The following is a 25,408-nucleotide window of genomic DNA, read 5'->3' as shown; positions in this document are numbered from 1 at the left end:
GATCAGTCTCCTTATCCGTCAGCAAACCTGAATTAGCTGCCGCTCACCGTGGGCAAGCCACCTAAACAGTAGTATTTGATTTCACTAAATTCGTCGATGCCATAGCGGCTTCCTTCACGGCCTAAGCCCGACTGTTTGACGCCACCAAAGGGAATCGGGTGGCCGGTCATTTTCACTGAGTTGACACTGACCATGCCGACTTCAAGGCCGCGCAGACAGCGCCAAATATCACGAATATCATTGCCGTAGACATAGGCTGAGAGCCCATACTCGGTATCGTTGCCCATCGCAATGGCCTCATCCAGATTGTCGTAGGCAATCACGCCCGCTACCGGGCAAAAGTTTTCTTCTTGGTACACCAACATATCCGGCGTCACTTTGGTGATAAGCGTAGGCGCAAAGAAGTTTTCACCGAGGTTGGGGTTGAGCTTTCCGCCCATCACGGTCGCCCCTTTGGCAATGGCGTCATCGACGATTGCTTGCGCTTTGTCCACTGCCCGTGCGGAAATGAGAGGGCCAATATCGGTACTGGGCAGCAAACCATTGCCCACTTCAAGTTCATCCATCAACGCGGCGAAGGCATCGACAAAGGCTTGATGTTTGTCGCGTGGCACCAAAATTTTATTCGCCGCCAAGCAATCTTGCCCCGATGTTTGGAACTTGGCATCGATGGCCGCGCGCGCCGCTTGTTGAATATCCATATCAGGCAGCACAATAAAGGGGGCGTTACCACCAAGCTCCATGGCACACTGTTTCACGGTTTGCGCACTTTGCTCGAGCAATAAGCGGCCAACACGCGTTGAGCCGGTAAAGCTTAGCGCTTTAACGTTGTCACTTTGACAAAGCTGGGTGGAGACCATGGGGGCGTCGCCCATCACCACGTTAAATACACCGGCAGGGATCCCAGCACGTTCGGCGAGTTCTGCCAGCGCGAGGGCTGAGAAAGGCGTCTCTTCTGCGGGTTTGACGATCACACTACAGCCAATCGCGAGAGCCGCTGCCGCTTTACGGGTGATCATCGCATTAGGAAAATTCCATGGGGTGATCAAGGCGGCCACGCCAATAGGTTCACGTAATGTCGCTAGGTGCGCATTGGGAATGTGGCTAGGCATGGTGTCGCCATACACGCGTTTGGCTTCTTCGGCAAACCAGTGAATAAACGACGCGCCGTACTCGACTTCACCCTCGGCGTCGCGCAGTGTTTTGCCTTGCTCGAGCACCATCAGATGCGCGAGATCGTGTTGGTTTTCCATTATGAGGTCGTGCCATTTCATCAACAGCTTGGCGCGCGTTTCGGCCGACTCAGCGCGCCACAAATGGAAAGCGGTTTCGGCGTCATCAATGGTTTGATTGATTTGCGTGGCGTTGAGTGATGCGGTGTAACCAAGTACTTCGCCCGTCGCGGGGTTGAGCACCGGCGTATCAGAGTCACCATTCACCCATTTGCCATTGCAATAGGCGAGCTGACGAAAAAGACGCTGATCGTCGAGGTAGGCAAGCACGTCGGAACTGGCTTTGCCGGCGATATCATGACGCAATGCATTGGCTGCGCTTCCCGAGTAGTGAAGATCGCGTGATTGGAATATGGTCATACTCCCTCCTGATTGAAAATCGCCACGCTGCCTATCAGCGTTTGCCTACTGTTACTGTAYGCAATGCACGAAAAAGAGGTTTTTTGTTCAGGTGCGGGATTAACGAAATTTTTTCTGAAACCGCGCAATAGCAGGAGAAAATTTTCTGGTCACAAGAGAAACGGGCATTTGCCGTGATAACGTGACAGGTATTGCTCAGAGGTTGACAACGCATGCGCGAGCGTCATTGAGCATGCGCAAGCAAGGATAAGTCTGGTTTAACCATTAGCAGCAATGTCTGGCGTTTCAAGCGGTAAGGTGAGAGAGGGGCGCTTCACTTGCTTGGTGACGATGTAGGTGTAGTACTGTTTGATGCCAAGGTCATCAGTTAGCCAGCTGTCGATAAGACGCTGATAATAGTCGATATCAGTGACACCAAGGCGAACGATATAGTCTATCCCACCGCCTGTCGCCCAACATTCTTTGACATCGTCGCAGGCTTGCATGGCGCGCTCAAAGCGTTGAAAGCTGTCGACATCGTGCTGGCCGAGAGTGATTTCGACTAACACGGTATTTAACTTCACCACCGCATCCGGGTTGATACGGGCGCCATAGCCCTCGATGATCCCCGCTTGCTCGAGCCGTTTTACCCGCTCCCAACAAGGGCTCACAGACAGGTTGATCGCCTGTGCGAGGTTAGATTTGGTGATGCGGCCATCTTGCTGCAGGATCTGCAAGATTTTGATATCGAATTTATCCAGCTTCATGGCCCCTCCGTTAAACAGGCTCRGCAATCACCGCAAAGGTATCGCCGATGTAAATCCGTCCCAAGTGACGTTTGGCCAGTAAAATACCGGCGCGTTCGGCATAGTAGGGAACGGGCTCGGTGCCAGTACGCTCGATGTTATGCACTTTACCAATCAAATCGCCTTTTTTGATGGTCTCGCCCAAGTGCACACAGAACTCAATAATACCCGCGTGTTCACTTTGTACATAGCAGTGTTTATCGGGTAACTCGAGTTTGACGGGTGCGACCGAGGGGTGGCGATAATCGTCTTGTAGAATGCCCGAAAACACTAAAAAGTTGTGAATACCACGTTGGGTAATCGCGATCGATTCAGGGGTGCTGGTGCCGCCGCCGCCAAGCTCTGTGGTGACAAAAATCTTACCTTGTTGCTCTACCGCCGTGTCGTACATGCTGGTGGCATCCATTTCAGTGGTTTGTACTTGATAGGGGGCACCAAACAGGCGAGCCCCTTCGGCACAGGCGTCGGCTTGCTGAAGGTTCTCTAAGCGGTGGGACGCCGCATAGGGAATCAGATCTAAGGTTTTACCGCCTGAGTGAATGTCTAAAGCCGTATCGCACTGCGGGATCAAATACCGAGTGAAGTAATCGGCAATTTGCTCGGTGACACTGCCAGTGGGCGAGCCGGGAAACGCGCGGTTCATGTTACCTTGATCCCAAGGCGAGGTACGCGTGCCTGCGGTTACTGCGGGCGCGTTCATCATCGGCAATATAATCACTCGGCCTTTGATATCACTGGGCATCAGTTGGTGGCAGGTATTGAGTAATGCAGTAATGCCCTCGTATTCATCCCCATGGTTGCCGCCTGTGAGTAGAGCCGTTTTTCCCTCGCCGTTTTTAATCACAGTGATCGGAATGGTGACACAGCCCCAAGCGGATTGGTCGTGTGAATGAGGCAGTTTAAGAAAGCCATGCTGTACACCATCGGCATGAAAATCGACGGTGGTTTCAATTGCGGTGGGTTCCATAACCTCTCCTTGTGATCTGTTGTGACGCTCAATCCGGCGGAAACGGGTAAAGTTTAATCTTTAAATCATCACCTTATGAGTGTAGCTAAAAAAGTAACGAGGCTGAACAGAAAAGGGCACAAGTAGGGTACCCCGTTTCTGACTTGTTGTACCAAGCTAATGTTTGACAAACAATTGGCGCGGTAGATCGCACAAAGTTTGCGCACCATCGCGGGTGATCACAATGCTTTCTGTGGTTTCGATGCCCCAGTCTTTCATCCACAACCCTGGCATAAAGTGAAAGGTCATTCCCTCACGCAGCATCGTCTGATCGCTTGGGCGCAAGCTCATGGTGCGCTCGCCCCAATCGGGTGGATAGCTTAATCCTATCGGATAGCCACAGCGCGCGCCTTCTCGATCAAACCCATAGCGTAACAAGGCATCGTTGAGTGCGTTGGCAATGTCTCCGCATGTGTTGCCAGGCTTGGCGACCGCGAGACCTGCTTCGAGACCGGCCTGTAAAGCCTCATCAGCACGCAAGAATTCATAGCCCGGCTCTCCTAAGAAGATAGTGCGAGAGAGTGGGCAGTGATAGCGGCGATGCACCCCGGCGATTTCGAAAAAGGTCCCTTCTCCCCGTTTAAACGGACGATCATCCCACGTTAAGTGAGGCGCTGCCGCATCACCGCCCGAGGGTAACATCGGCACGATCGCGGCATAATCCCCAAAGTGACCATCGTGGCCGACCACCGCGTGTTTATTGATTTCGGCCACCAGTAGGTGCTTGGGCAAGCCGGGCTCGATCATCTCAAAGGCGACGCGGTGCATGTTCTCCACGATGCGGGCGGCCGTATGCATGTACGTGAGCTCTTGATCGGATTTGACCGCGCGACACCAGTTAACCAGCCCAGTCGTATCGACCAGCGTTGCCATCGGTAGATTTTCTTTGAGCGACTCAAAGGCGGTGGCACTGAAATAGTAGTTGTCTTTCTCAACGCCGATGCGGCCACGATCCCAATAACGTTCTGCCAGGACGTAATTGCAAAGGTACTCCATGGGGTGGAGCGGTGGATTCATCACATAATGGTCAGGATAGTAGGTGATGCACTCAGCGCTCATGTAGACAGTACGCAGCGCACCGTTGGCGTCTTGGATACGACCGAACCACAAAGGGTCACCCGTTGCGCCAATCACTACGCACTGAGGCACATAGAAAGACCAGCCATCGTAACCGGTAAGCCACGCCATGTTGGAGGGGTCGTGCACCAACAAGGTGTCGATTTCTTGTTCTTCCATGGCATAGTGAACCTTGGCTAAACGGGCGCTGTATTCTTCGTGAGAGAACTTCAATACAACGTCGCTCATACGCGTGACTCCTGTTCAATACCACGACTGTGGCGCTGATAAACGTACTACTGACCGGTAATCAAACTTGGATCAAGTATGATTACCGGTACAGAAAGGTGCCGTTTTTCGGTCTTCTTATCGAACAAACGGAGGAAGCGCGAGTGGTGCGCGGTCTTATCCAGGCGACTCTACTGTCTGGTGCGACTGTTGCTCAGTGAGCCCGTTCGGCCTGCTCACTGGATAAGATTTTGTTTCGCCTCTATTTAAGAGTTAAACCATAGAGTGAAAACCCGTCAAGTTTTATTAGCAACAAATTTGTCACTAAACTGCCAATTTGTGCAGACAGGCAAGTGTTGGCGTGAAGCGCGAAAGCGTGGGAAGGGGATAGAAAATATAAGAAAAGAGCCTAGTGCTGGTTGATTGTGCCAGCGCTAGGCCCTTATCACGTAATATGGCGGTGGTAGATTACTGCTTTTTCAGGTGATACATCTCAGCAAGGTCGCCTTCGATGGTTTCGCCATTCATGTCTTGCATGATCACCTGGTTTTCCGCCACAAAGAAGTGGTTAGGGCTGTCAGTCAGGCCTTCAAGGATCACGACACTGCCTGTTTCATCCCACTTGAAGGTGCCTGATTCTTTAAGGGCTTCTCCCTCTTTGCCCAGGTAAGTTTTGGTGAGTGAATACGTGTTGTCTGGGTTCAGTGTGAGTGTGGTATCAATACCTTCACAGTCGGCGCAGGGCACTACACCTTGGTAAGTACCGTTCCAGTCTAGTGAGGTTTTAGCGTTGTGGTGATCAACCATTTCAGAAACGGTATCTTCTGCACTATCGATGGCGTTTTCTGCACTATCCATCGCTTGCTCTGTGCCTTCTTTCACTGCATTTTGGGCGTCGTCCAGGCTAGATTCGATTTGCGACTGCGCCTCTTTTGGTTCGTTGGTTTGCTGTTCACAGCCGACAAGTGCGAAAACCAGTGCCAGTGGTGCAAGTAAATAGGTTTTTTTCATGTGGACCTCATTTAATGTGTTCAAGCTAAAACGTTGCTGGATTGCCAGCGATGAATGGCTTCATGATAGGCGTTTGCTGCGCTTGGGTGTCATTATTGCGCTAACATTAGGTCAGCGTTAGACAATAAACGTAAAAAAACCGTCAACTGATGAGAGTGATCTAAGCGACCACCTTTTACGTTAACACTCATGTCTTGTTAGTCTACTCAATGAAAACCAAGCAAATACTACCCAAACGCGTGACAAGAAGGAGCGATGATGCAACAACACAAAATTTTGATGGTGCTGACATCTCACGATGCCATGGGCGATACGGGACACAAGACAGGCTTTTGGCTTGAAGAGTTCACCACCCCTTATTACGCGTTTAAAGATGCTGGAGCAACAGTCGTTGTTGCCAGCCCGAACGGCGGTGCGGCGCCGATTGACCCAAACAGCGAGGCGGAGGATGCGCAATCCGAATCGACTCGCCGCTTTGATGGCGACGCTGAGCTGCAAGATATGATTAATAACACCGTCAAACTAAGCGATGTAAATGCGTATGAGTACGACGCGATTYTCTATCCTGGTGGGCACGGTCCATTGTGGGACCTAGCGGAAGACCCGACGTCACGTCAGTTGATTGAGACCTTCTACTATCAGGGGAAACCCGTTGGTGCGGTATGCCACGGCCCTGCCGTGTTCCGCCATACGCGTTCAGATCGCGACGAGCCACTGGTGCAAGGTAAACGTGTCACTGGCTTTACCAATGGTGAAGAAGCCGCCGTTGGTTTGACTGAGGTAGTGCCGTTCTTGGTTGAGGATATGCTCAAAGAAAACGGTGGTATGTACGAAAAAGCGGATGATTTTACCTCATTTGTGGTCACCGATGGCAACCTAGTCACTGGGCAAAACCCAGTATCGTCTGAAGCGTGCGTCAATGCGGTATTGGCGTTGTTAAAGTAAGTCATCTCATACTTTCCTGATGAAAGCGCCGAATTGTCGGCGCTTATTTTTGGCTTTTATAAAGATGATGCGGTTTAATGCAGGCATTGACGCAAAAGCTAAGAGAGCCAGCATGCAAATATGGGTAGATGCGGACGCTTGTCCGGTCGCGATGCGCGAGATGATTGTGCGCGCGGCGCACCGAACACAGATTCAAGCCACCTTTATTGCCAACCAGTTTATTCGTTTACCGCCGTCGCCTTATGCTAGCGCACGTCAGGTAGAAAAGGGCTTTGATGTGGCGGACAACCAAATTGTTGCCGAGGCAGAGGCGGGCGATTTGGTGATCACCCAAGACATTCCGTTGGCGGATGAAGTGATTGAAAAGGGCGTGACAGTGATTAACACCCGCGGCGAATTGCTGACCAAAGAAAACATCCGCGCCCGGCTTAATATCCGTGATTTTATGGAAACCATGCGCAGTAGCGGTGTGCACACAGGTGGGCCTGCTCCGCTTGGTCCGCAGCAAAAACAAGCCTTTGCCAATCAGCTTGATAAATGGCTGGTTAAAGCCCAGCGTTATCATGCTGCGCGAGCAAAATCGTCTGATTAAGCCGGCGCGCTTTTTCTCTTACTAAATAGCTTTTCTCACTTAACTTTTCTGCTGGCTAAATAGCAACCGGTGCCCACTCGCTATTGGCGAAGTGGGCAATCAGCGCATCCAGCAGCGCACGCACCGCCGGTGGCTGGTTGCGACGTGACGGATACAAGGCGTAGATATCCATTGCCTTGGGTTGCCAATCGGGGAGCACGACTTCCAGCTGACCTCGCGCAATGGCACTATGAGCCAGATATACCGGCTGCATGCTCACGCCCATTCCCTGAATGGCGGCACTGAGTAAGGTTGTCGCCTCGTTGGCAGACAGCTTACCTTGCACCTCAACTGCGGCGTGTTCCTCACCTTTGTCTAAATGCCAAATTGGCCGATCAAATTGTTTGTAACTGAGACAGCTATGCGCGGTGAGATCGTCTGGTGAGCGGATTGGTGTATGGGCGGCTAAATAATCCGGTGCCGCCACCAAGATGGAATCACACGCGGCGATCGGGCGACCAATTAGGGAGGGATCCGGGTTGGACGCAATACGGATGGCAATATCAATCCGTTCCGCAATTAAATCGACCGCTTTATCCTGCACCTCAATATCCACATCGACGCCGGGATGAGCGGCCATAAAGGGCTTTACCGCGGGGATTAATTGCGCAAAACCAAACGACATACTGGTCGCCACCCGCACTTTGCCAGTTAAGCCCGCCTCTTGCTGCCATTGCTGTGTCAAAGCATTGGCTTGCTCAACCCATTGTTCCAGTTGTGGCAGGCTTTGCTCGCCAGCGGAGGTTAACGATACTTTGCGCGTGGTGCGCTGCAATAAACGCACGCCTAACCAGTCTTCCAGCGCTTCGACATGGCGAGTCACCATCGGGCGCGACATCTCGAGCCGATCGGCAGTGGCGGTGAAACTTTGCGTAAGGGCTACATCAATCAATACGCGGGCGGCAGTCAGTGTGTCCATGTCAATCTCATCTTTGCTTAAGAGCTAGCCGTTCATAACACGATACGACCCGTTTACATGCTCGAATTGTGAAATAATGATGTAAATTATTAGCTATATATCTGAACAAGTCGAGCCCGTAAACTGCGCAGCATCTCAACAATGAATGCAAACAATGGAGCACGACGATGAAATTGATAAAAACCCTAGCTGCCTCTTTATTACTGACCGGTAGCGCAATGGCAGCTAATAATGCTGAACCCTTGAACCTAGACGTGTATAACGCAGATGGAAACAGCTTCCACGTAAACTCAACCTTGGTGTATGGCGAAACCGAAGCCATGGTGGTTGATACGGGCTTTACTAAAGCAGACGCACTACGTATTGCCGCTAAAGTGTTGGACTCTGGGAAAGAGCTGACCACTATCTTTATTAGCCAAGCTGACCCAGATTACTACTTTGGTGCGGAAGTGCTGCACGACATGTTTCCTGACGCAAAAGTGATTACCACACCGGCAGTGCGCACCACCATTGCAGAAAAACTGGATGGAAAAATGGCATTTTGGGCCTCAAAAATGGGTGACAATGCCCCGCAAAACCCTGTGGTGCCCGCAGCTTATACCCGTTCATCATTGACACTGGACGGCCGTAAGATTGAAATTCGCGGCGCGAAAGGCGAGTTGGCTCACCGTCCGTATCTTTGGATCCCAGCCAACAAGGCGATCCTCGGTAACGTCGCCGTGTATGGCAATGTTCACCTGTGGATGGCAGACGCACAATCTGACCAAGCACGTGAAGGTTGGGCCGCACAACTAGAAGAAATGGCAGCACTGAAACCTGAAATGGTGATCCCAGGCCATATGAAAGCAGGCACGGCACTAAACGCTGACACTATTACCTTTGCCCAGCAGTATTTGCAAGACTTTGCCGAGGCGAAAGCCAACAGCAAAGACAGTGCTGAGCTGATTAAAACCATGCAAGCGAAATATCCGAAAGCGGGTTTGCCGATGGCTTTGGAAATTGGTGCGAAAGTGCACATGGGAGAGATGGAATGGTAAACGTCCACTATGTTTTTGACCCAATGTGTGGCTGGTGCTTCGGCGCCGCCACCTTGATTGAAAGCCTGAGTAACAACCCTGAGATTAACTTGCAGCTTCATCCAGGTGGTATGCGTGAGCGTGCGCCGATTGAAGACAGCTTTCGTCAACACATTTTGAAGGCAGATCAAACCATTGCCGATCAAACCGGACAGACATTTGGTCAAGCCTATCTTGACCGCGTAGCAAGCGACCAGCCGGTAATTTTGGACTCCTTTATGACCGCGCAAGCTATTCTCGCTGCTCAGCAACTTGATAGTCAGGGCGCAGAGATGCTGAAACGCATCCAGCGTGGCCATTATCAGCAAGGTCGCTCCGTCTATGATGCTGACACGCTCGCAGAGCTTGCCAGTGAGATGAGGATAGAGGCAGAGGCTTGGCAACAGGCGATGAATCGCGCCGAAAATGACGTGATGCCCGCGGTGAATCAAACCCGTCAATTGATGGCAGCGCATGGCTTGCGCGGTTTTCCATCCATGCTGGTGGAGCAAAACGGCCAATGGCAAGCCATCACAGTGAGCCAGTACTATCGGCGCCCAGACGCTTGGCAGATACTCTGGCAAACGCTAACTCAGACATAAAGCAAACAAACGAAAACGGCGAGCACCAGGCTCGCCGTTTTTATTGCAATCATTGTATGCGTGCCATTTATTCGGGTGCAGTCAGCGGCACCGGCTTTTTGGGCTCAAAGCCTTCGATGATGCGACGTTCAAGTGGGTGCCCGAGACGTGCTTCAATCATGCGCAAGTTTTTGGTGTTGTCTTTTGATACCAATGAAATCGCTTCGCCTTGAGCACTGGCCCGGCCGGTACGACCAATCCGGTGGACGTACTCGTCGGCCGGGAAGGGCAGATCATAATTAACCACGCGCTCGAGCGACTCAATATCAATGCCGCGTGCGGCGACACCGGTGGCAATTAAAAATTGGATGTCACCGTTTTTAAAGTCTTCCAGCAATTGGGTCCGCACGGCTTGGCTGCGTCCACTGTGAAACGCTTCAGCGGCAATGCCCCGTTTTTCCAACTGGGTGGCGAGTTTGGCGGCGCCATGTTTGGTTTCGATAAAAATTAATGCCTGCGTCCAGCCATTTTCTTTAATCAAATGGCTAAGCAGTGCGGATTTTTTATCTTTATCGACTGGAATACACCACTGAGTAATGTTGTCTTTCGAGGCATCTCGTGCGGCAATGCTGATTTCTTTGCCTTCATCACCAATGGTTGCTTTGGCTAGATCGCGCACTTTATTAGACAAGGTGGCAGAAAACAGCAGGCATTGCGTGCTTGCCGGTAAGCGGTCGAGAATGTTTTGAATTGCATCAATAAAGCCCATATCGAGCATACGATCGGCTTCATCCAGCACCAGCACTTCTACTTCATCTAGATAGACGGCTCGTTGGCTGAGTAAATCGCGTAGGCGCCCTGGCGTGGCGACCAAAATGTCGACGCCCTCGATCAAGGCTTGCTTTTGTGCCTGCTCGTCCATGCCGCCAACCATCGCTAAGGTTTTAAGCGCGGTAAACTGCGTATCTTGGCGGGCGCTTTCGGCGACTTGCAAGGCCAACTCTCTTGTTGGAGCAATCACCAATGCGCGAGCGCGCTTTTTGCGTCCCGCTTCACCGGCACACAACTTATCGATAATGGGCCAGATAAAACTTGAGGTTTTCCCGGTACCTGTTTGCGCAGCGGCAATCAGATCATGGCCTTGTTGGATGATCGGAATGGCTTTGGCTTGAATTGGCGTGGGGATGGTATAGCCGCGTTGGGCAATGGCTTGGCAAAGCGGGGCGCTTAACCCCAGTTTTTTAAATGGCATGGCAAACTCAACAAACAATGAACGCGCGCCCACCCATAAAAAGGGTGGAGACACTGAATGGCGTGGAGTCTAGCACGAACCTTACAGTAGCACGACGCAAAATCTGACGGCGGGTAGTTTCTTGGCTGTTTCGGTGACAAAAGCTCGCTTTATCAATATATTAAAGTTTTTGCACCTCGAGACGGCTAGATGTTCACGGCAAAGAGTACGCTAGTCCTCCGCGGTATGATGCGTTTTCGAAAAGGATATCAAACACTGACATGATGAAGTTTTACGCTGCCGACCAATACCAACCTGCTTGCGAGCGATTATTCAATCAATGGCGACTGGCTATCCAACACCAACTTCCTGAAGCGCGAGTCGAGCACATTGGAGCGTCGTCGATCCCTTCAGCAATATCGAAAGGCGATCTCGATATTTTTGTTGGTGTACCTGCCTTACAGCATGAGGAGGCTGTGGCACGGCTAGTTGAGTTGGGCTTTCAAGAAAAGCGAGATACGTTACGGACTCCCGAGCTATGTATGCTGGAATCCAAACAGGATGACGATGTTGCGTTGCAAGTGGTGGCCAATGGCTCTGAGTTCGAAGATTTTCTGACCTTTCGAGACACGCTGCGCGCTAACCCACAACTGGTTCACACCTACAATGCGCTTAAGCGCGCCTGTGAAGGGTTTGAGCAAGACGACTATCGGGAAAGAAAAGCGAGGTTTGTGGAGCAGGTGTTATCTTCGTCAACCGGTCTGTAAGGCGAAAAACTTTTTTTATCGTTGCCGTGTTCTAACTGTGCCTCTTGCGCATCCTCTTGCGCTCGTTTGCCCCCTTAAATTGGCAAAAAAAGCGGGTTGCAAGATCCTGATTATGAAGGTTTTTATTTTCGTGATTTCAAAAGGTTATGTTGTTAGCCTAGCGGCGCATTAATTAAGGAAATGATATGAAGACACATAACCAGACATTTCATCAAGAGAACTTTTCTCACCAAGATCTCAGTGAACTTGAGTTCAAAGACTGTACCTTTATCCGCTGTGACTTTACCCGCACTAACCTTCGCGATGTGACCTTCAAACGTTGTAAATTTATCGAACAGAGCGATATCGAAGGATGCCACTTTATCGCTGCTGACCTTCGTGATGCCAGTTTCCAGCAATGCCAATTAGCGATGGCTAATTTTAGTTTTGCCAATTGTTACGGTATTGAGATGAGAGAGTGCGATTTGAAGGGTGCGAACTTTTCCCGCGCAAATTTTGCCAATCAAGTCAGCCATCGTATGTTCTTTTGCTCAGCATTTATCACCGGTAGTAACTTGTCTTATGCCAATCTTGCGCAAGCGTGCTTAGAAAAGTGCGAACTGTTTGAAAACCGTTGGATTGAAACCCATTTTCTCGGTGCATCATTGAAAGAAGCCGATCTGAGTGGTGGTGTTTTCTCGTCCGATGTATGGGGGCAGTTTAGTGTACAAGGCGCTAATTTATGTCACGCTGAGATTGATGGCCTCGACCCACGCAAAGTGGATCTGTCGGGCGTGAAAATAGCCGATTGGCAACAATCTCAGCTACTTGAAAGCTTAGGCCTGATCGTTTTTCCAGATGCGCGCTATCGCTGACCATTTCGGCTTTCATCATTGGCGGCTACCTCTTTAGTTAATATCAAGCCGCGTACTTTCTGAGCTCATGAGGATATACCCGCATACCATTGAGCGTGTTTTCATACACGGCTTGCTCGCGGAGGTAAGACCAGGCATGGGCCTCTGTCCCGGTTTGCGCCGCTAATCGATCGATAACAGCGTCGATATTTCGGCCGGCATAGTCTTTATGAGGGGTAAAAAGTTCCTTAATCGCGGATAACATAGCACGCTCCTTATGTGTAACTAAATTACATTTCAGTATGAATTTATCATAGTACGTCTTTTAAACGTGATCAATGTTAAACCATATGTCGATATTAAATGATATTTTTGTAATTAATTTTCATTGGTGCGGTCTTCTTCAACGGCTTCGATCTCTTCTTCTATTTCCACACCGCGATAAGGCTCACCTTCTTCATCATGTAGTTGATGATCATAGGCCGCTTGTAGGCCAGTGTCCTCAATCACGTCTTCGTCCCACTCTTGTTCGAGCTGACGAGGGTAAAGTGGAGAGATAATGGCAACCACAATGCTGGCGGAGGCAAATACCGAAAAAGCGCCTGCATAACCCATTTTTTCAATCAATATGCCTAACACCGGAGAGCCGATCGCTTGGCCGAGTGATACGGCCATAAAAGGTAAAACAGGTCCGAGGGATAAGCGCCCGGGGAGAAGTCGGATCCCGGTCATTAGGTACAAGCCAGTTAAACTCATGTAGGCAAGCCCGAACACGAGAGCGGAAAAAAGCGTGATTCCGCTGTTGCCAGGACTGGCGGCAATGAGTGCCATACTTGCCGCCAACATCATTAACATTAATGAATGGGTAATTGGAGGATTGTTACGATCTGCAAGATCTGCGGCTATTGCTCCGCCTAAACCTGCAATGCCAACGGCAACCCATAGCCAAGCGGTTGTATCAGTAGGAAGCGCGCCAAGCGTAATAACCAAATCCGGTGCGAAAATCCAGTACGCGGCAGATACAAATCCCATCGCGAATGCAAACAACGATAAACGGAACAGCCGCGCCCATTGTAATCGGCTGATCGGTGGCGCAGGGGCGGCATCTGTGGGTGTGACAGGCGAGACAGATGGCAACATCCGCCAGGCGGCTACAATGCCAAGTGTCGCAAGTACTGCAAAAAACAAATAGGCCGTGCGCCAAGCCGATTCGAGCAGCAAGACTACAGGCACAGCAACGACGACACCAATGCTGGTACCCGCATTCATCACTGAACTGACTCTACCATGCAGAGCGCGATTAACGATAGCCTGCATGGCAGCGGTGAGGGCGGGCATCATCAAGCCGGTGCAAATGCCGCAAGCAAACACACCGACAGCTAGTGAGACACTGTTAGTCGATTGACTGATGACGGCGAGGCCCAGAGCGCCAAATAAACCAGAAACAATTGCAGTGATTCTTGCGCCAATGCGATCGGCAATCAGCGGCGCAAAACCAGTTGCGATCACAAAGCTAATCAACGGCAGGGCACTAATCATACCTATCTGCGAGGGGCTCAGTGCTAAGTCATCGCGGATCGGTGGGACGAACAGCCCGAATGCAAAGCGGGCTAATCCATAGCTTATGGCGATAAGTGCCGCGCCGAGTACCGCAAACTTGCTGCTAGATGGATAGGTCATGGGCCTCCTCATTCTTTGGCTCTGCCAGCTTGAATATTGCACCGGTTGGTGATGAGAAAATTGTTGTGGTTCATATCGGTTACGTCCAGCTTTTTGATTCGATAACATGGATCTTGGTTACTCAATAACCACAATAACCTTTCTTTTTGTAGCACATTAAGTTGGTTGGGGTTTGTTTAATATCAAAAGTAGTGTTTCCGTGTGTGCTAGGGTGAATAACCCAATTCTCCAGATGGAGTGCTTGAATGTTGTTAAATGTCACCGACAAACAAAAAGAAGATAAGATCCCACCATTATTCCGGTTGGGATTTCGGCCCTTCTTCCTCTTTGGTGCTCTTTACTCCTGTCTGGTCATTGTTATATGGAGTGGGCTGTACACCCATCCTGGGATGGTGTCACTCACGGTGCCTTCGCTTTGGTGGCATGCCCACGAGATGCTGTTTGGCTTTTCAATGGCCATTGTCGGTGGTTTTTTAATGACGGCGGTGCAAAACTGGACGGGTGTGCCAGGTACCCGGGGATCGAAGCTTTTCGCCATTTTTTCATTATGGCTGTTGGCGCGATTGAGCTTCTGGGTGGATGTCCCGATTTGGGCGAGCCTTGTACTTGATACCCTATTTATGGCCTGTGTGGCATGGTCCTTGGGTTATCGCGTGGTAGTGACTAAGCGTCAACGTAATTATATTTTTATCCCCGTTTTGGCCATCGCGGCTTTACTGAACGCTTTGTCTTATGGTGCGTTGTTAGGAGAGGTTGCCCTGCCTATAAACCAAGTTTGGCACAGTACCTTGCTTTGGTTCATGCTGCTTATTAGCGTAATGGGTGGCCGTGTGATCCCGTTTTTCACGGAGAAAAAGTTGGGTATACAGGTGTCCAGCACACCTGTGTGGCTAGAGCGAGCGATTATCGCTCTGTTTGTGCTATTGATTGGCGTCACTTTGGTGTCCGGCACTGATAACATGGTCGCGCGTGGGTTGCTGCTCACAGCGGGTATTGCGCAATGTGTTCGGCTCTACCGCTGGAAAGGTTGGAAAGCGTACCAGGTACCAATGCTGTTCTCGCTGCACCTATTCTATCTCTTCCTACCATTTGGCCTGATATTAAAAGCGGTGGTGATTAACCCCTGGGCATCAAACCTTATCTGGCACTTATTCGCGATAGGTGCACTCGGGGGCGTTGTCCTGGCCATGATTGCGCGAGTCACGCTTGGCCATACTGGGCGCAATGTTTATCAGGGCCCCGCTGTTTCGTGGCTGTTCTATGCCTTACTTATTTCTGCACTCGTCCGAGTATTTGGCATCTGGTTTTGGCCGGTGTATACCCTAGAGCTGGTTGCTGCATCAGCACTGCTGTGGACGATTAGCTATGGCTGGTTTGCGGTGCGATTTGGCCCCATGCTGAGCCAAGCACGCGCAGATGGCGCGGCGGGGTAATGTATGACGCTTTACCGGACTGTGTTGGATTGATGCTAGGTAGTCTAACGCCTAATCATTGATGAGATGGCTAATATAGATGGAAGGCGTTTGTCAATTAGTAGGTTGTTTATTGTCGTTTTTTCTGGCGAACAACTAACATTAGACCTAATATGCAGTTACACACTTTAAAAGCGCTGTCTCATTTTTAATAATGGATTGAAAGAGGTCGGTTTTATTGCCGCCTCCTTCACTTTGCGTCACGGAGGGCGTGAGATAGGGTGTCGCAAGCAGGTCGAATGGACGTCATCGCACGGGAACCATAATGAAGAAAACGAACTACTATGCATTGAAGTTGGCGTTTACCTATTTCTTTTTTGCGACTTTGTGGATCCTTTTTTCCGATCGCGTGGTGACTGCGTTGGCAACGAATCTAGAGATGCATGAATTAGGACAAGCATTCAAAGGGCATTTCTTTGTGGTGGTGACGTCGATGATGCTCTGGAGCCTGGCGAGAAAGAATAACCTGGCGTTAGAGCGAGCGAGTGATATTGATAGTGTTACAGGGTTGCACAGCCCTTCAGTCTTTATGCGGCATGTGGATACTTTGCTTGCCCCACGGGATCAACAAACCTCGTATGTTTTGGTGATTATCGACATTGATGGGTTCACATCACTCACCAATAAACTTGGGTTTGAACGTACTAATCATCTGCTGTCTGACATGGCTCATGCCATTGAGGAATCAACGCTATTCGATAAACTTACGTCGCGCATCCACGCAGACCGCTTTGCCTGCCTTGTTGCGTTAGACGGTGCCAGCGATATGGCGCTCTATATTGATAGACTACACCGTGAATGTCATCGACATTTACAACGATACGAGCAACAGGCGACCTGTTCGATAGGGGTGGCGTTATTCGGACCAGATGGTGACGATGCTGCCACCTTGATGACGGCAGCTACGCGCGCGCTTAATGAGGCTAAAAAACGCAAAAACACCGTAACCTATCATGATATTCACTTAACCGAGCAAGCCCAAAAGCGCAGGCAGCTCGTTTCTGCACTCAGAGTTGCAATCAATAACAAAGAGATTGAGGTTGTCTTTCAACCGCAGTATCGCCTGACGTCAGGCGAGTTAAGCGGCTTGGAAGTATTGGCGAGATGGACCCATGAAACCTATGGTGTGGTGCCACCGAGTACGTTTATCACGCTCGCCGAAGAACAGGGTTTTTGCGAGGAGCTAACGGCGCTCGTACTCGAAAAAGCTGCCAATCAGCTACGCGATAGTGACCTGTTGGGAACTGTTATTCAGCGTGTGTCGGTCAATATTTCTGCGGTTGAGTTTAATAGCCAGAGTGCGATCCGGCGTATTGATGATTACTTGAAACTGAACCCAGAATTCGCGCGTTACCTGTGCCTAGAAATAACCGAAACCGCGGCACTTGATGATATTCTCGAGTGCGCGCGAGTGGTCGATATCCTCAAACGCCATGGCGTGGCCTTCTCCATTGATGACTTTGGTGTGGGTTATACCTCTTTGGGAATGTTTAATCGGATTAATGTCGATGAAATCAAGATTGATCGCAGCTTCATCCAATCGATGGAAACCGATAGCCGTGCTAAAGCGATCACGGCCGGCATTATCGATATTACCAAACGCCTAGAAATCAACGTGGTCGCTGAAGGTGTGGAAACGGCCACGCAACTAGCATTGTTAAAAAGCTTTGGTTGCGAATATGTGCAAGGGTATTACTTGGGTTATCCTTCTACGCTATCCGAATTGAAAGTGGCGATGCCTGTCCGAAAGGTAAACGCTAACATAGATAATTCATAAAGCACCGCCAACATCCACTCGATAAATCACCTAAATATCATACACCAAGCTATCTTCCGCTAAGAATGGCCAATTGAGGCGGTGCGGCTCTGTGTCTGTGCCGTTGAAAAAGTATCCACGGTGCGGCATTGCATACACGGTATCGCCCTTTTGATACGGTGCGGCTTGCCACGCATGATGGGTCAGGGTGGCCTCCCATAGTTGTTCACTCTCCCAGCCTTGTGGGGCGAGTGATACCCGTACCTCGGCACCAACCGGGTTGATAGAGACCACACGCATGGGCAGCGAGAGTTGGCTATTGGGTTTATCAGCCAGGGTTAACTCATGGCTGCGCACATACAAACTGCCTGACTGTTGGGTGTGCGTGTTTAGTGTGGGTTGAATAAAGGCATTGCCATTTTGCCACGTGCCTTGCTGAAATTGGCCGGAAAAGACATTCACGTTCCCCAAAAAATCAAACACAAAGCGGCTTTTTGGCGCAGCATACAGATCGACTGGGCTATCGACTTGCTCAATTTGCCCATTACTCATCACCACCACCCGATCCGATAGCTCCAGTGCTTCGTCTTGGTCGTGGGTAACAAACACACTGGTAAAAGCCATTTCATCGTGTAGTCGGCGTAACCATTGGCGTAACTCTTTGCGCACTTGTGCATCTAATGCCCCAAATGGCTCATCAAGCAATAGGATTTCCGGCTGTGTCGCTAACGCCCGCGCCAGTGCGATACGTTGCTTTTGCCCGCCTGATAATTGTTCGGGATACCGTTGGCCCAGATGACCTAACTGCACGACCTCGAGCAGTTGATTTACTCGTTGTGTAATTGTGGCCGGTGAAGGGCGCTCGCGCCGTGGCATCACTTGCAAGCCAAAAGCGACGTTCTCTGCCACCGTCATATGTTTGAACAAGGCATAGTTTTGAAAAACAAAGCCAACGCGTCGATCGCGAACATGCACCTGGGTGACATCGCGTTCGCCAAAATGGATTTGGCCACTATTGCTGTTTTCTAACCCCGCAATAATCCGCAGTAACGTGGTTTTTCCCGAACCTGATGGTCCAAGTAACCCCATCATTTCACCCTTTTCTATGGTGAGAGATAGCGGCGAAAGTGCCTGAAACTGGCCAAAGTGTTTGGTGATATTGTCTAATTGAATTTGCATTATGTTACTGCTCACTCTGGGTCGTTTGTGGGATAAATTGGGCTGGCGTTGACGCGCTGTGCTCATCAAGCGGCGTTACGTTTGTCTGTGCGCGTTGCTGACGCCACTCCACTAAGGCTTTGAGCGCCAACGTTACCAATGCCATAAAGGCAAGCAATGAGGCACAAGCGAACGCGGCTTGGGTTTGATAGTCTTCATACAGAAGCTGCACTTGCAAAGGTAAAGTATTGGTTTGGCCACGAATGCTACCTGACACCACTGCCACCGCGCCAAACTCACCGATGGCCCGGGCATTGGTCAAGATCACCCCGTATATCAGGGCCCACTTGATGTTCGGTAAGGTGACGCGTCGAAACAGTTGCCACCAAGACGCCCCTAAAATCACCGCCGCTTCTTCTTCGGCGTGCCCTTGCTGTTGCATCAGCGGAATAAGCTCGCGAGCAACAAAGGGGCAGGTGACAAAAATGGTGACTAATACAATGCCAGGCAGTGCAAACATCACTTGTAAATCATGCTCAAACAACCACGCGCCTAGCCAACCGTTACTGCCGTACAGCAGCAAATAGAGTAGACCGGCGACCACAGGTGATACCGCGAAGGGAATATCAATCAAGGTGGTGACCAGTTTTCGGCCTGGGAACTGAAACCGAGTTACCGCCCATGCGAGCATGACACCAAACACTAAGTTAACCGGCACCGTGATAACGGCAACCAATAGCGTTAACCCAATCGCATGGCGTGTATCGGGGGCAAGAAGGTGCTCAAAATAGGTACCAATACCGTCAGAAAATGCAATAGAAAAAATGCTCAATAAGGGAAGCACCAACACGAGCGCAACCAGTATCAGCATTAAGCCAATCAAACTACGTTTGATCCAAACAGAATCACCGATTCGGGCAGTGTGGGGAGTCATAAAGCTATCCTTAGCGACCGTGAATGCGTTTTAAGTAGCGACCTTGCCATAGGTTGATCGCAAACAGTAACGACAATGATGCCATCAAAATCACTGAGGCAATCGCACTTGCCGCTGGGAAATTAAACTCTTGCAAACGGACAAAAATCATCAAGGAGGTGATCTCGCTGACGTAAGGCGTATTGCCTGCAATAAAAATCACGGCCCCAAATTCGCCAAGACTGCGCGTAAAAGATAAGGCGATACCTACTAATAAAGCGGGTCTGATGGTCGGCAGAATAACGCGCCAAAACACGGCAAAATCGCTTGCGCCTAATAAGGTGCCAGCTTCTTCTTCCTCTTGAGAAATTTCTTCCAGTACGGGTTGTACGGTGCGCACGACAAACGGCAGGCTGGTAAACATCATCGCAATCATAATGCCTATCGGCGTATAAGCCACTTGTATACCGAAGTTCGCGAGCACGCTACCTATCCAGCCATTATCGGCATACAAGGTAGCGAGGGTGACACCGGCGACCGCGGTGGGCAGTGCGAAAGGCAAATCCACCAACGCGTCAATAAAGCGTTTACCCGTGAAGTCGTACCGCACCAACACCCACGCAAAGAGCAGTCCAATCGCACCATTAAATAAGGAAGCGATAAGCGCCGCGCCGGCCGTGACTTTATAACTGGCGACAATACGTGGGTCTGAGATGGCAAACCAATATTCTTGCCAAGTCATTTGACTGGTTTGCATGATTAAACCACTGGCTGGCAGTAGTAAAATCAGGCTGATAAACAATAGCGATACGCCCAGACTGATACCAAACCCTGGGAGTACGCGCTGATGACGCACTCCCCGTGGCATAGATTGGCGTTGATGCGATAACGATGGCATAACGTCTCGATTTAAGTCGTAATAGCAATTAACGGCGCTGGAGCTGGTCTAGCTTTCCGCCACTAGCAAAGTGGGTTTTCATCGCCTTGTCCCAGCCACCCGCGATCTCTTCTACCGTCAGCAATTCAACCTGAGGGAAGCGATCGGCATACTCGTCTGCGACGGCTTGGTGATGAACGCGGTAATTAAAGTTAGCCAGTAAGCGCTGCGCTTTTTCACTGTAAAGATAAGACAAATACTCTGTCGCCAGTTCAGTGGTGCCATTGCGTTTAGCATTTCGCTTTACCACGGCAACGGGGAATTCAGCCAGGATCGAGGTTTTAGGCACCACGATATCGTAATCATCACTGCCATATTGTTGGCGGATGTTATTCACCTCTGATTCGAAGGTGACTAAGACATCACCAATACCGCGTTCAACAAATGAGGTGGTTGCGCCGCGGCCACCGGTATCAAACACCGCCACATTGGCGAGAAGCTGTTTCAAAAATTGGTCTTGTTGCTCGGTGTTGTCTTTTCCGAACGCCTTTTGCGCATAACCGAGTGCGGCAAGATAGGTATAACGTGCATTACCGGAGGTTTTTGGATTCGGGAAAACAGAAGCGACGTCGTCCTTGGCCAAATCATCCCAATTTTCAATATTCTTTGGGTTGCCCTTGCGCACCAAAAACGCGGTGGTGGAGTAGTACGGCGAGCTACTGTTGGGGAAATTCTCTTTCCAGTTTTTGTCGATCAACTTGCCGCGATCGTGCAGTACCTGCACATCAGTGACTTGGTTAAAGGTGACGACATCCGCTTGCAGCCCTTGCATGATGGCGCGCGCTTGCGCCGATGAACCGCCATGGGATTGCTTAATCGTTACGGAGTCGCCGGTTTTTTCTTGCCAGTGCTCTGCGAATAGTGGGTTGTAGTCGGCAAAAAGCTCCCTTGCGATATCATAAGAAGAGTTCAACAGTGTTTGTTCAGCGGCGAATACCTGTGCGCTGCTGGTGGCAAGTAGGGCCGACAGAGCCAGCGTTTTGAATACCTTCATTGTAATGTTCCTTAATGACCGGTTGATGCTTGTTCAACAAAAGAAGTAGCTATAAGTCACAGAATAAAAGCAATCATTAGGAATAAAAAACAGTTTTACTATAACCATTTTGTATATGTTAGTGACAATTTATCTGCGTGCCAGTGATAAACCCTTGTAACATGGCGTTTATAGACAGTGCCCCATGGCATGACGCCAGTGAAAAAAATAGGCAGAGGTAAGAGACGTGACTGATTTCCCAACGCTTGAAGACTACGTAGGACAAACACCCTTGGTACGCTTGCAGCGTCTAGGCGCTGATACGGGGAGTACTGTTTTGGTTAAACTTGAAGGCAATAACCCGGCCGGTTCAGTCAAAGATAGGCCCGCGCTGAACATGATTGTGCAGGCCGAAGCGCGGGGAGATATCCAACCGGGCGATACCTTGATTGAGGCGACCAGTGGCAACACCGGGATAGCGCTAGCAATGGCGGCGGCGATTAAAGGCTATCGTCTGATTTTAATCATGCCTGAAAATGCTACCCAGGAGCGCAAAGATGCGATGCGTGCCTATGGCAGTGAGTTGATTCTCGTCTCTCAAGCGTCGGGAATGGAAGGTGCGCGTGATTTGGCGTTATCCATGCAATCACAGGGCAAGGGCAAAGTGTTGGATCAGTTCAATAATCCGGATAATTTTCAGGCTCATGTGACTGGTACAGGGCCTGAAATTTGGCAGCAAAGCCAACAAAAAATCACCCACTTTATCGCCAGCATGGGCACCACAGGCACCATTGTGGGAACCTCAAAGTACCTAAAAACGCAAAACCCCGCGATTAAAACCATTGGCTTACAGCCGACAGAGGGCAGTGCCATCCCTGGGATCCGGCGCTGGCCGGCTGAGTATTTACCGGGTATTTACACCGACGAGCATATCGACGAGGTGATGGACATTTCTGAGCAAGATGCGAAAGAGACTGCGCGCGCCCTCGCCAGAGAAGAGGGTATATGTGCGGGTGTGAGCTCTGGCGGGGCCGTATATGCGGCACTGCAAGTTGCCAAAGCTGAACCCGGCTCTGTGGTGGTGGCCATTATTTGCGATCGCGGCGATCGCTATTTATCGTCTGGGTTGTTTTCTTAACCGTTCTAGCTAAAAGATCTAGGTCGTAATGATGAGAAAAAATTACTTAGTATGAGGGACAATGCAATAAACGGAAAAGTAGATGGTTTTCTAGGCGATTATGGAATCTTTTAATACAAGCTAGATGGTAATTAACTCTTTGTTATCAATGGTAATATGTTTTTTGTTACATTTTTCATTCTTCTAATGCTTATTAGTTAATACGCCTAATTATCGGATAAATAAAGATGCTCTACGCTTTACTGATATTACGCGACTAATAACGTAGTTCACATACTTTAAAATGTTCTTGTGGATTGGCTAGCCACTGAAGTAAAGAAGCATGAAAAGTAACGATATGGTCCTAGAGTTAACGGGGGAGCCACCATGATGTTTAATAAAACTAGACGCCTACTTACCGAAAGCGAGACAAACAGAGAACAACTAGAAATCGAGCTTGATGCCATCATAGAAGGTGTTGCCACCATCACCTTCTCTCCTGATGGAATTGTGCTCAGTTGCAATCAACTATTACTTGATATTATTGGTTACGAGAGTAATGAAGTGGTTGGACAGCACCACTCGGCAGTATGTTTTCCTGAAACGACAGAGTCCCAAGAATACCGCGATTTTTGGATGCGTCTCGGTCAGGGCGAAAGACAGAAGGGCGTTTTTCGACGCCGGCACAAAAATGGTAACGAAATTTGGATGGATGCGTCTTATTTTCCAGTTAAAGATAAAACCGGACGAGTGGTTAAAGTTCGCAAAATCGCGTCCGATGTGACGCGAGTCCACCAAGAAAAAGCCAAAAAAGAGGCGTTGTTTATGGCGCTCGACCGTTCCATGGCGGCCATCATTTTTACCCCCCAAGGCAACATTATCCATGCTAACGACAATTTTTTAGCCACAGTGGGATATGAGTTAGATGACATTGTAGGGCAGCATCATCGTATATTCTGCGACGCTGACTTTTATGAGCAAAATCCGAACTTTTGGGCAGAACTGGAAGATGGACAATTTAAGGGTGGACAATATCAACGGCGAGACAAATTGGGCAATGAAATCTGGTTAGAAGCCACTTATAACCCCATATTCGGTGATAGTGGGCGTGTTGAAAAGATCGTGAAATTTGCTTCCAACATCACTGCACGTGTGCAGAAAAGCCATGCAGTCTCTCAAGCCGCTGAACTCGCCCACCATTCGTCAGCCGCGACACTTCAACATGTTGAGGATGGTAGTGCTTTGCTCAAAGAAGCGGTCGATATCACTAGCCATGTCACTGAGAAAATGCAATCAACGGCTGAGCAACTCCACCAACTGACTGAGCACGCACAGAGCATTGAAGAGATTGTGACCACGATTAATCAAATCGCTGAACAAACCAATTTACTTGCTTTAAATGCTGCTATTGAAGCAGCTCGTGCCGGCGAGATGGGCAGAGGATTTGCTGTGGTAGCTGATGAAGTGAGAAGTTTAGCCAAACGCACCAGTGAATCGACAACACAAATCGCCAATGTTGTCGATGAAAATAGAAAATTGACCCATGGTGTGAGTGAGTCGATGGAAGAAGTGGCAGTAGAATCGGAGCAGAGCCGAGAAAAAATTGCCTCAGCGGAAACTGTCATGCGTGATATTTATGCCGGAGCTGAAGAGGTCTCTGATACAGTTCAACGTCTCGCTACTTAGCGCTAAACTCTTGCGCCCTGTCTAAAGCGGATATCAGGGCGCATCATCTCGTATGAGTCTATTTAAGTTTTTACTGGTGACGGTATTCGTGTTTGCTTAAGATAGGTTATGACGCGCATCCCGACTAGCATGCTAATCACAAATAGACCGATCGGTAGTGCGCCGGAGCCAATAGCCGTGATCGCCGGTCCTGGGCAAAGTCCGGCGAGTCCCCAGCCGGTGCCAAAGAGTAATGCGCCGCCGATGAGTTTTTTATCAAGCGTTTGCGTCTTGGGTAGACAAAATTGATCGGCCAGTACGGGGTTTTTCTGCCGACGTACGGCCAAAAAGTAGCCGGGAACAAAGACCAACAGCGCACCGCCCATCACAAATGCAAGGCTGGGATCCCACTGGCCGAATACATCCAGAAAGCCAATCACCTTCGCGGGATTGACCATGCCTGACACCATCATACCCACACCGAAGATAAAGCCTGAGAGTAGAGCAACAAGGCGAAACATAAGCGATAAACGTCCTTAAAAGTGTAAACGAACAAAAACAGTGACAAAGGCAGCACCCATAAAAGTGAGCGTTGCCACGATTGACCGTTTCGATAAGCGACCCATGCCACAAATGCCATGACCACTGGTACAGCCGTTACCTAATTTAGTGCCTATCCCGACCAGCAACCCCGCGAGTACGGCAACCATAGGTGTGAGTGCAGGCGCAAGGCTTGTGTAGTTGGGTAGTTCAAAACCGATAAATGGCATGAAGACCCCCGCACTGACCATACCCAGCAAAAACAGACCTCGCCATTGAGCTTCACGGCCGTGTGATGATAACGCGCCTGACACAATACCGCTGATCCCGGCAATACGGCCATTGAGTGCTAAAAGTGCGAGACAGGCAGTGCCAACCAGCATGCCACCAAACAAGGCATCCCATGGGATAGGGAACGTCATGATTTCCTCTCAATGACTCAAAACAGGTTACAATTAAATAATACAGGTAGCATACTGCCATGGGATAGGGAACGTCATGATTTCCTCTCAATGACTCAAAACAGGTTACAATTAAATAATACAGGTAGCATACTG

The 25,408-nt window shown here is 49.8% G+C and carries 25 protein-coding genes and 1 pseudogene; 11 read left to right on the top strand and 15 right to left on the bottom strand.

Annotation, left to right across the window (positions count from 1 at the left end; translation table 11 throughout):
* Positions 1 to 32: 32 nt before the first annotated feature.
* The 5 genes from BZG14_RS06870 to BZG14_RS06850 form a co-directional block, all read right to left on the bottom strand.
* Positions 33 to 1,592, bottom strand: a complete 1,560-nt coding sequence (locus tag BZG14_RS06870; RefSeq protein WP_077608327.1) for an NAD-dependent succinate-semialdehyde dehydrogenase — start codon at positions 1,590 to 1,592, stop codon at positions 33 to 35.
* A gap of 257 nt (positions 1,593 to 1,849) precedes the next feature.
* Positions 1,850 to 2,338 carry an Lrp/AsnC family transcriptional regulator gene (locus BZG14_RS06865; RefSeq protein ID WP_069363120.1) on the bottom strand — a complete coding sequence of 163 codons (489 nt, stop codon included), beginning with the start codon at positions 2,336 to 2,338 and terminating at the stop codon, positions 1,850 to 1,852.
* A 10-nt stretch (positions 2,339 to 2,348) separates the two neighbouring features.
* Positions 2,349 to 3,344: a N(2)-acetyl-L-2,4-diaminobutanoate deacetylase DoeB gene (doeB, locus tag BZG14_RS06860; RefSeq protein WP_077608326.1), complete on the bottom strand. Its 996-nt coding sequence runs from the start codon at positions 3,342 to 3,344 to the stop codon at positions 2,349 to 2,351.
* Between the two features lie 156 nt (positions 3,345 to 3,500).
* On the bottom strand, positions 3,501 to 4,688 hold the full coding sequence (locus tag BZG14_RS06855) for a M24 family metallopeptidase (protein WP_077608325.1): 1,188 nt from the start codon (positions 4,686 to 4,688) through the stop codon (positions 3,501 to 3,503).
* A 447-nt stretch (positions 4,689 to 5,135) separates the two neighbouring features.
* Positions 5,136 to 5,678 (bottom strand): copper resistance protein NlpE, encoded by a 543-nt coding sequence (locus tag BZG14_RS06850; RefSeq protein ID WP_077486734.1) that lies wholly within the window; start codon positions 5,676 to 5,678, stop codon positions 5,136 to 5,138.
* A 258-nt stretch (positions 5,679 to 5,936) separates the two neighbouring features.
* Between BZG14_RS06850 and BZG14_RS06845 the strand changes: the two genes are divergently transcribed.
* Complete coding sequence (locus BZG14_RS06845; RefSeq protein WP_077608324.1) at positions 5,937 to 6,623, top strand: type 1 glutamine amidotransferase domain-containing protein; 687 nt, start codon at positions 5,937 to 5,939, stop codon at positions 6,621 to 6,623.
* A gap of 112 nt (positions 6,624 to 6,735) precedes the next feature.
* Positions 6,736 to 7,215: a YaiI/YqxD family protein gene (locus BZG14_RS06840; RefSeq protein ID WP_077486732.1), complete on the top strand. Its 480-nt coding sequence runs from the start codon at positions 6,736 to 6,738 to the stop codon at positions 7,213 to 7,215.
* A 55-nt stretch (positions 7,216 to 7,270) separates the two neighbouring features.
* Here the strand turns inward: BZG14_RS06840 and BZG14_RS06835 are convergent, their stop codons facing one another.
* Positions 7,271 to 8,173: a LysR family transcriptional regulator gene (locus BZG14_RS06835; RefSeq protein ID WP_077608323.1), complete on the bottom strand. Its 903-nt coding sequence runs from the start codon at positions 8,171 to 8,173 to the stop codon at positions 7,271 to 7,273.
* A gap of 167 nt (positions 8,174 to 8,340) precedes the next feature.
* Between BZG14_RS06835 and BZG14_RS06830 the strand changes: the two genes are divergently transcribed.
* Positions 8,341 to 9,210, top strand: a complete 870-nt coding sequence (locus BZG14_RS06830; RefSeq protein WP_077608322.1) for an MBL fold metallo-hydrolase — start codon at positions 8,341 to 8,343, stop codon at positions 9,208 to 9,210.
* Positions 9,204 to 9,830 (top strand): DsbA family protein, encoded by a 627-nt coding sequence (locus BZG14_RS06825; protein ID WP_077608321.1) that lies wholly within the window; start codon positions 9,204 to 9,206, stop codon positions 9,828 to 9,830. Before BZG14_RS06830 ends, BZG14_RS06825 begins: the two co-directional genes overlap by 7 nt.
* 67 nt (positions 9,831 to 9,897) lie before the next feature.
* Here BZG14_RS06825 and BZG14_RS06820 read toward each other — a convergent pair whose 3' ends face one another.
* Positions 9,898 to 11,061 (bottom strand): DEAD/DEAH box helicase, encoded by a 1,164-nt coding sequence (locus BZG14_RS06820; RefSeq protein WP_077608339.1) that lies wholly within the window; start codon positions 11,059 to 11,061, stop codon positions 9,898 to 9,900.
* Positions 11,062 to 11,324: 263 nt separating this feature from the next.
* On the opposite strand from BZG14_RS06820, the gene BZG14_RS06815 reads away from it, so the two are divergent.
* Both BZG14_RS06815 and BZG14_RS06810 read left to right on the top strand, forming a co-directional pair.
* Positions 11,325 to 11,807, top strand: a complete 483-nt coding sequence (locus tag BZG14_RS06815) for a GrpB family protein (RefSeq protein ID WP_077522725.1) — start codon at positions 11,325 to 11,327, stop codon at positions 11,805 to 11,807.
* Between the two features lie 185 nt (positions 11,808 to 11,992).
* On the top strand, positions 11,993 to 12,661 hold the full coding sequence (locus BZG14_RS06810; protein ID WP_077608320.1) for a Qnr family pentapeptide repeat protein: 669 nt from the start codon (positions 11,993 to 11,995) through the stop codon (positions 12,659 to 12,661).
* Positions 12,662 to 12,704: 43 nt separating this feature from the next.
* Here the strand turns inward: BZG14_RS06810 and BZG14_RS06805 are convergent, their stop codons facing one another.
* Entirely contained in the window at positions 12,705 to 12,905 is a 201-nt protein-coding gene (locus BZG14_RS06805) for a hypothetical protein (RefSeq protein WP_069363105.1), read from the bottom strand.
* A 113-nt stretch (positions 12,906 to 13,018) separates the two neighbouring features.
* The gene (locus BZG14_RS06800) at positions 13,019 to 14,320 is read right to left on the bottom strand and encodes an MFS transporter (protein ID WP_077608319.1); all 1,302 of its coding nucleotides are present in this window, start codon (positions 14,318 to 14,320) and stop codon (positions 13,019 to 13,021) included.
* Between the two features lie 245 nt (positions 14,321 to 14,565).
* Between BZG14_RS06800 and BZG14_RS06795 the strand changes: the two genes are divergently transcribed.
* Together BZG14_RS06795 and BZG14_RS06790 are read left to right on the top strand one after the other, a co-directional pair.
* Entirely contained in the window at positions 14,566 to 15,753 is a 1,188-nt protein-coding gene (locus BZG14_RS06795) for an NnrS family protein (protein WP_077608318.1), read from the top strand.
* Between the two features lie 304 nt (positions 15,754 to 16,057).
* The gene (locus BZG14_RS06790; RefSeq protein ID WP_077608317.1) at positions 16,058 to 17,569 is read left to right on the top strand and encodes a putative bifunctional diguanylate cyclase/phosphodiesterase; all 1,512 of its coding nucleotides are present in this window, start codon (positions 16,058 to 16,060) and stop codon (positions 17,567 to 17,569) included.
* Positions 17,570 to 17,599: 30 nt separating this feature from the next.
* On the opposite strand, the gene BZG14_RS06785 is transcribed toward BZG14_RS06790, so the two are convergent.
* From BZG14_RS06785 to cysP, 4 genes are read right to left on the bottom strand one after another with little or no spacing between them, the layout of a single operon-like run.
* The gene (locus BZG14_RS06785) at positions 17,600 to 18,727 is read right to left on the bottom strand and encodes a sulfate/molybdate ABC transporter ATP-binding protein (protein WP_077608316.1); all 1,128 of its coding nucleotides are present in this window, start codon (positions 18,725 to 18,727) and stop codon (positions 17,600 to 17,602) included.
* 4 nt (positions 18,728 to 18,731) lie between these two features.
* Positions 18,732 to 19,640, bottom strand: coding sequence for a sulfate ABC transporter permease subunit CysW (cysW, locus tag BZG14_RS06780; RefSeq protein WP_021023591.1), 909 nt, complete (start codon positions 19,638 to 19,640; stop codon positions 18,732 to 18,734).
* 10 nt (positions 19,641 to 19,650) lie between these two features.
* Complete coding sequence (cysT, locus tag BZG14_RS06775) at positions 19,651 to 20,487, bottom strand: sulfate ABC transporter permease subunit CysT (RefSeq protein WP_108743531.1); 837 nt, start codon at positions 20,485 to 20,487, stop codon at positions 19,651 to 19,653.
* Positions 20,488 to 20,545: 58 nt separating this feature from the next.
* Positions 20,546 to 21,550, bottom strand: coding sequence for a thiosulfate ABC transporter substrate-binding protein CysP (gene cysP, locus BZG14_RS06770; RefSeq protein WP_077608314.1), 1,005 nt, complete (start codon positions 21,548 to 21,550; stop codon positions 20,546 to 20,548).
* Between the two features lie 226 nt (positions 21,551 to 21,776).
* Between cysP and cysM the strand changes: the two genes are divergently transcribed.
* From cysM to BZG14_RS16070, 3 genes and pseudogenes are all read left to right on the top strand, one after another.
* On the top strand, positions 21,777 to 22,667 hold the full coding sequence (gene cysM, locus BZG14_RS06765; RefSeq protein ID WP_077608313.1) for a cysteine synthase CysM: 891 nt from the start codon (positions 21,777 to 21,779) through the stop codon (positions 22,665 to 22,667).
* A 366-nt stretch (positions 22,668 to 23,033) separates the two neighbouring features.
* Positions 23,034 to 23,795 (top strand): annotated as a pseudogene (locus BZG14_RS16075) (PAS domain-containing protein); the annotation flags it as partial.
* A gap of 138 nt (positions 23,796 to 23,933) precedes the next feature.
* On the top strand, positions 23,934 to 24,332 hold the full coding sequence (locus BZG14_RS16070; protein ID WP_408642360.1) for a methyl-accepting chemotaxis protein: 399 nt from the start codon (positions 23,934 to 23,936) through the stop codon (positions 24,330 to 24,332).
* A 62-nt stretch (positions 24,333 to 24,394) separates the two neighbouring features.
* On the opposite strand, the gene BZG14_RS06755 is transcribed toward BZG14_RS16070, so the two are convergent.
* The gene (locus tag BZG14_RS06755; RefSeq protein ID WP_077608312.1) at positions 24,395 to 24,832 is read right to left on the bottom strand and encodes a YeeE/YedE family protein; all 438 of its coding nucleotides are present in this window, start codon (positions 24,830 to 24,832) and stop codon (positions 24,395 to 24,397) included.
* 15 nt (positions 24,833 to 24,847) lie between these two features.
* Complete coding sequence (locus tag BZG14_RS06750) at positions 24,848 to 25,273, bottom strand: YeeE/YedE family protein (RefSeq protein WP_077608311.1); 426 nt, start codon at positions 25,271 to 25,273, stop codon at positions 24,848 to 24,850.
* Positions 25,274 to 25,408: the final 135 nt, after the last annotated feature.

The sequence above is a fragment of the Salinivibrio sp. IB282 genome (assembly GCF_001995685.1).
Taxonomy (GTDB): domain Bacteria; phylum Pseudomonadota; class Gammaproteobacteria; order Enterobacterales; family Vibrionaceae; genus Salinivibrio; species Salinivibrio kushneri.
Note: the sequence above shows the minus strand (reverse complement) of the source record. Positions and strands in the feature narration are given on the sequence as shown.

Coding starts and splice junctions, on each gene's coding strand:
- BZG14_RS06825 (WP_077608321.1), top strand. CDS start 9,204: ATGGTAAACGTCCACTATGTTTTTGACCCAATGTGTGGCTGGTGCTTC.
- BZG14_RS06795 (WP_077608318.1), top strand. CDS start 14,566: ATGTTGTTAAATGTCACCGACAAACAAAAAGAAGATAAGATCCCACCA.
- BZG14_RS06810 (WP_077608320.1), top strand. CDS start 11,993: ATGAAGACACATAACCAGACATTTCATCAAGAGAACTTTTCTCACCAA.
- BZG14_RS16070 (WP_408642360.1), top strand. CDS start 23,934: ATGCAATCAACGGCTGAGCAACTCCACCAACTGACTGAGCACGCACAG.
- BZG14_RS06840 (WP_077486732.1), top strand. CDS start 6,736: ATGCAAATATGGGTAGATGCGGACGCTTGTCCGGTCGCGATGCGCGAG.
- BZG14_RS06850 (WP_077486734.1), bottom strand. CDS start 5,678: ATGAAAAAAACCTATTTACTTGCACCACTGGCACTGGTTTTCGCACTT.
- BZG14_RS06805 (WP_069363105.1), bottom strand. CDS start 12,905: ATGTTATCCGCGATTAAGGAACTTTTTACCCCTCATAAAGACTATGCC.
- BZG14_RS06830 (WP_077608322.1), top strand. CDS start 8,341: ATGAAATTGATAAAAACCCTAGCTGCCTCTTTATTACTGACCGGTAGC.
- BZG14_RS06855 (WP_077608325.1), bottom strand. CDS start 4,688: ATGAGCGACGTTGTATTGAAGTTCTCTCACGAAGAATACAGCGCCCGT.
- BZG14_RS06865 (WP_069363120.1), bottom strand. CDS start 2,338: ATGAAGCTGGATAAATTCGATATCAAAATCTTGCAGATCCTGCAGCAA.
- BZG14_RS06870 (WP_077608327.1), bottom strand. CDS start 1,592: ATGACCATATTCCAATCACGCGATCTTCACTACTCGGGAAGCGCAGCC.
- BZG14_RS06835 (WP_077608323.1), bottom strand. CDS start 8,173: ATGGACACACTGACTGCCGCCCGCGTATTGATTGATGTAGCCCTTACG.
- BZG14_RS06815 (WP_077522725.1), top strand. CDS start 11,325: ATGAAGTTTTACGCTGCCGACCAATACCAACCTGCTTGCGAGCGATTA.
- cysP (WP_077608314.1), bottom strand. CDS start 21,550: ATGAAGGTATTCAAAACGCTGGCTCTGTCGGCCCTACTTGCCACCAGC.
- cysT (WP_108743531.1), bottom strand. CDS start 20,487: ATGCCACGGGGAGTGCGTCATCAGCGCGTACTCCCAGGGTTTGGTATC.
- BZG14_RS06790 (WP_077608317.1), top strand. CDS start 16,058: ATGAAGAAAACGAACTACTATGCATTGAAGTTGGCGTTTACCTATTTC.
- BZG14_RS06755 (WP_077608312.1), bottom strand. CDS start 24,832: ATGTTTCGCCTTGTTGCTCTACTCTCAGGCTTTATCTTCGGTGTGGGT.
- BZG14_RS06750 (WP_077608311.1), bottom strand. CDS start 25,273: ATGACGTTCCCTATCCCATGGGATGCCTTGTTTGGTGGCATGCTGGTT.
- BZG14_RS06800 (WP_077608319.1), bottom strand. CDS start 14,320: ATGACCTATCCATCTAGCAGCAAGTTTGCGGTACTCGGCGCGGCACTT.
- BZG14_RS06785 (WP_077608316.1), bottom strand. CDS start 18,727: ATGCAAATTCAATTAGACAATATCACCAAACACTTTGGCCAGTTTCAG.
- BZG14_RS06820 (WP_077608339.1), bottom strand. CDS start 11,061: ATGCCATTTAAAAAACTGGGGTTAAGCGCCCCGCTTTGCCAAGCCATT.
- cysW (WP_021023591.1), bottom strand. CDS start 19,640: ATGACTCCCCACACTGCCCGAATCGGTGATTCTGTTTGGATCAAACGT.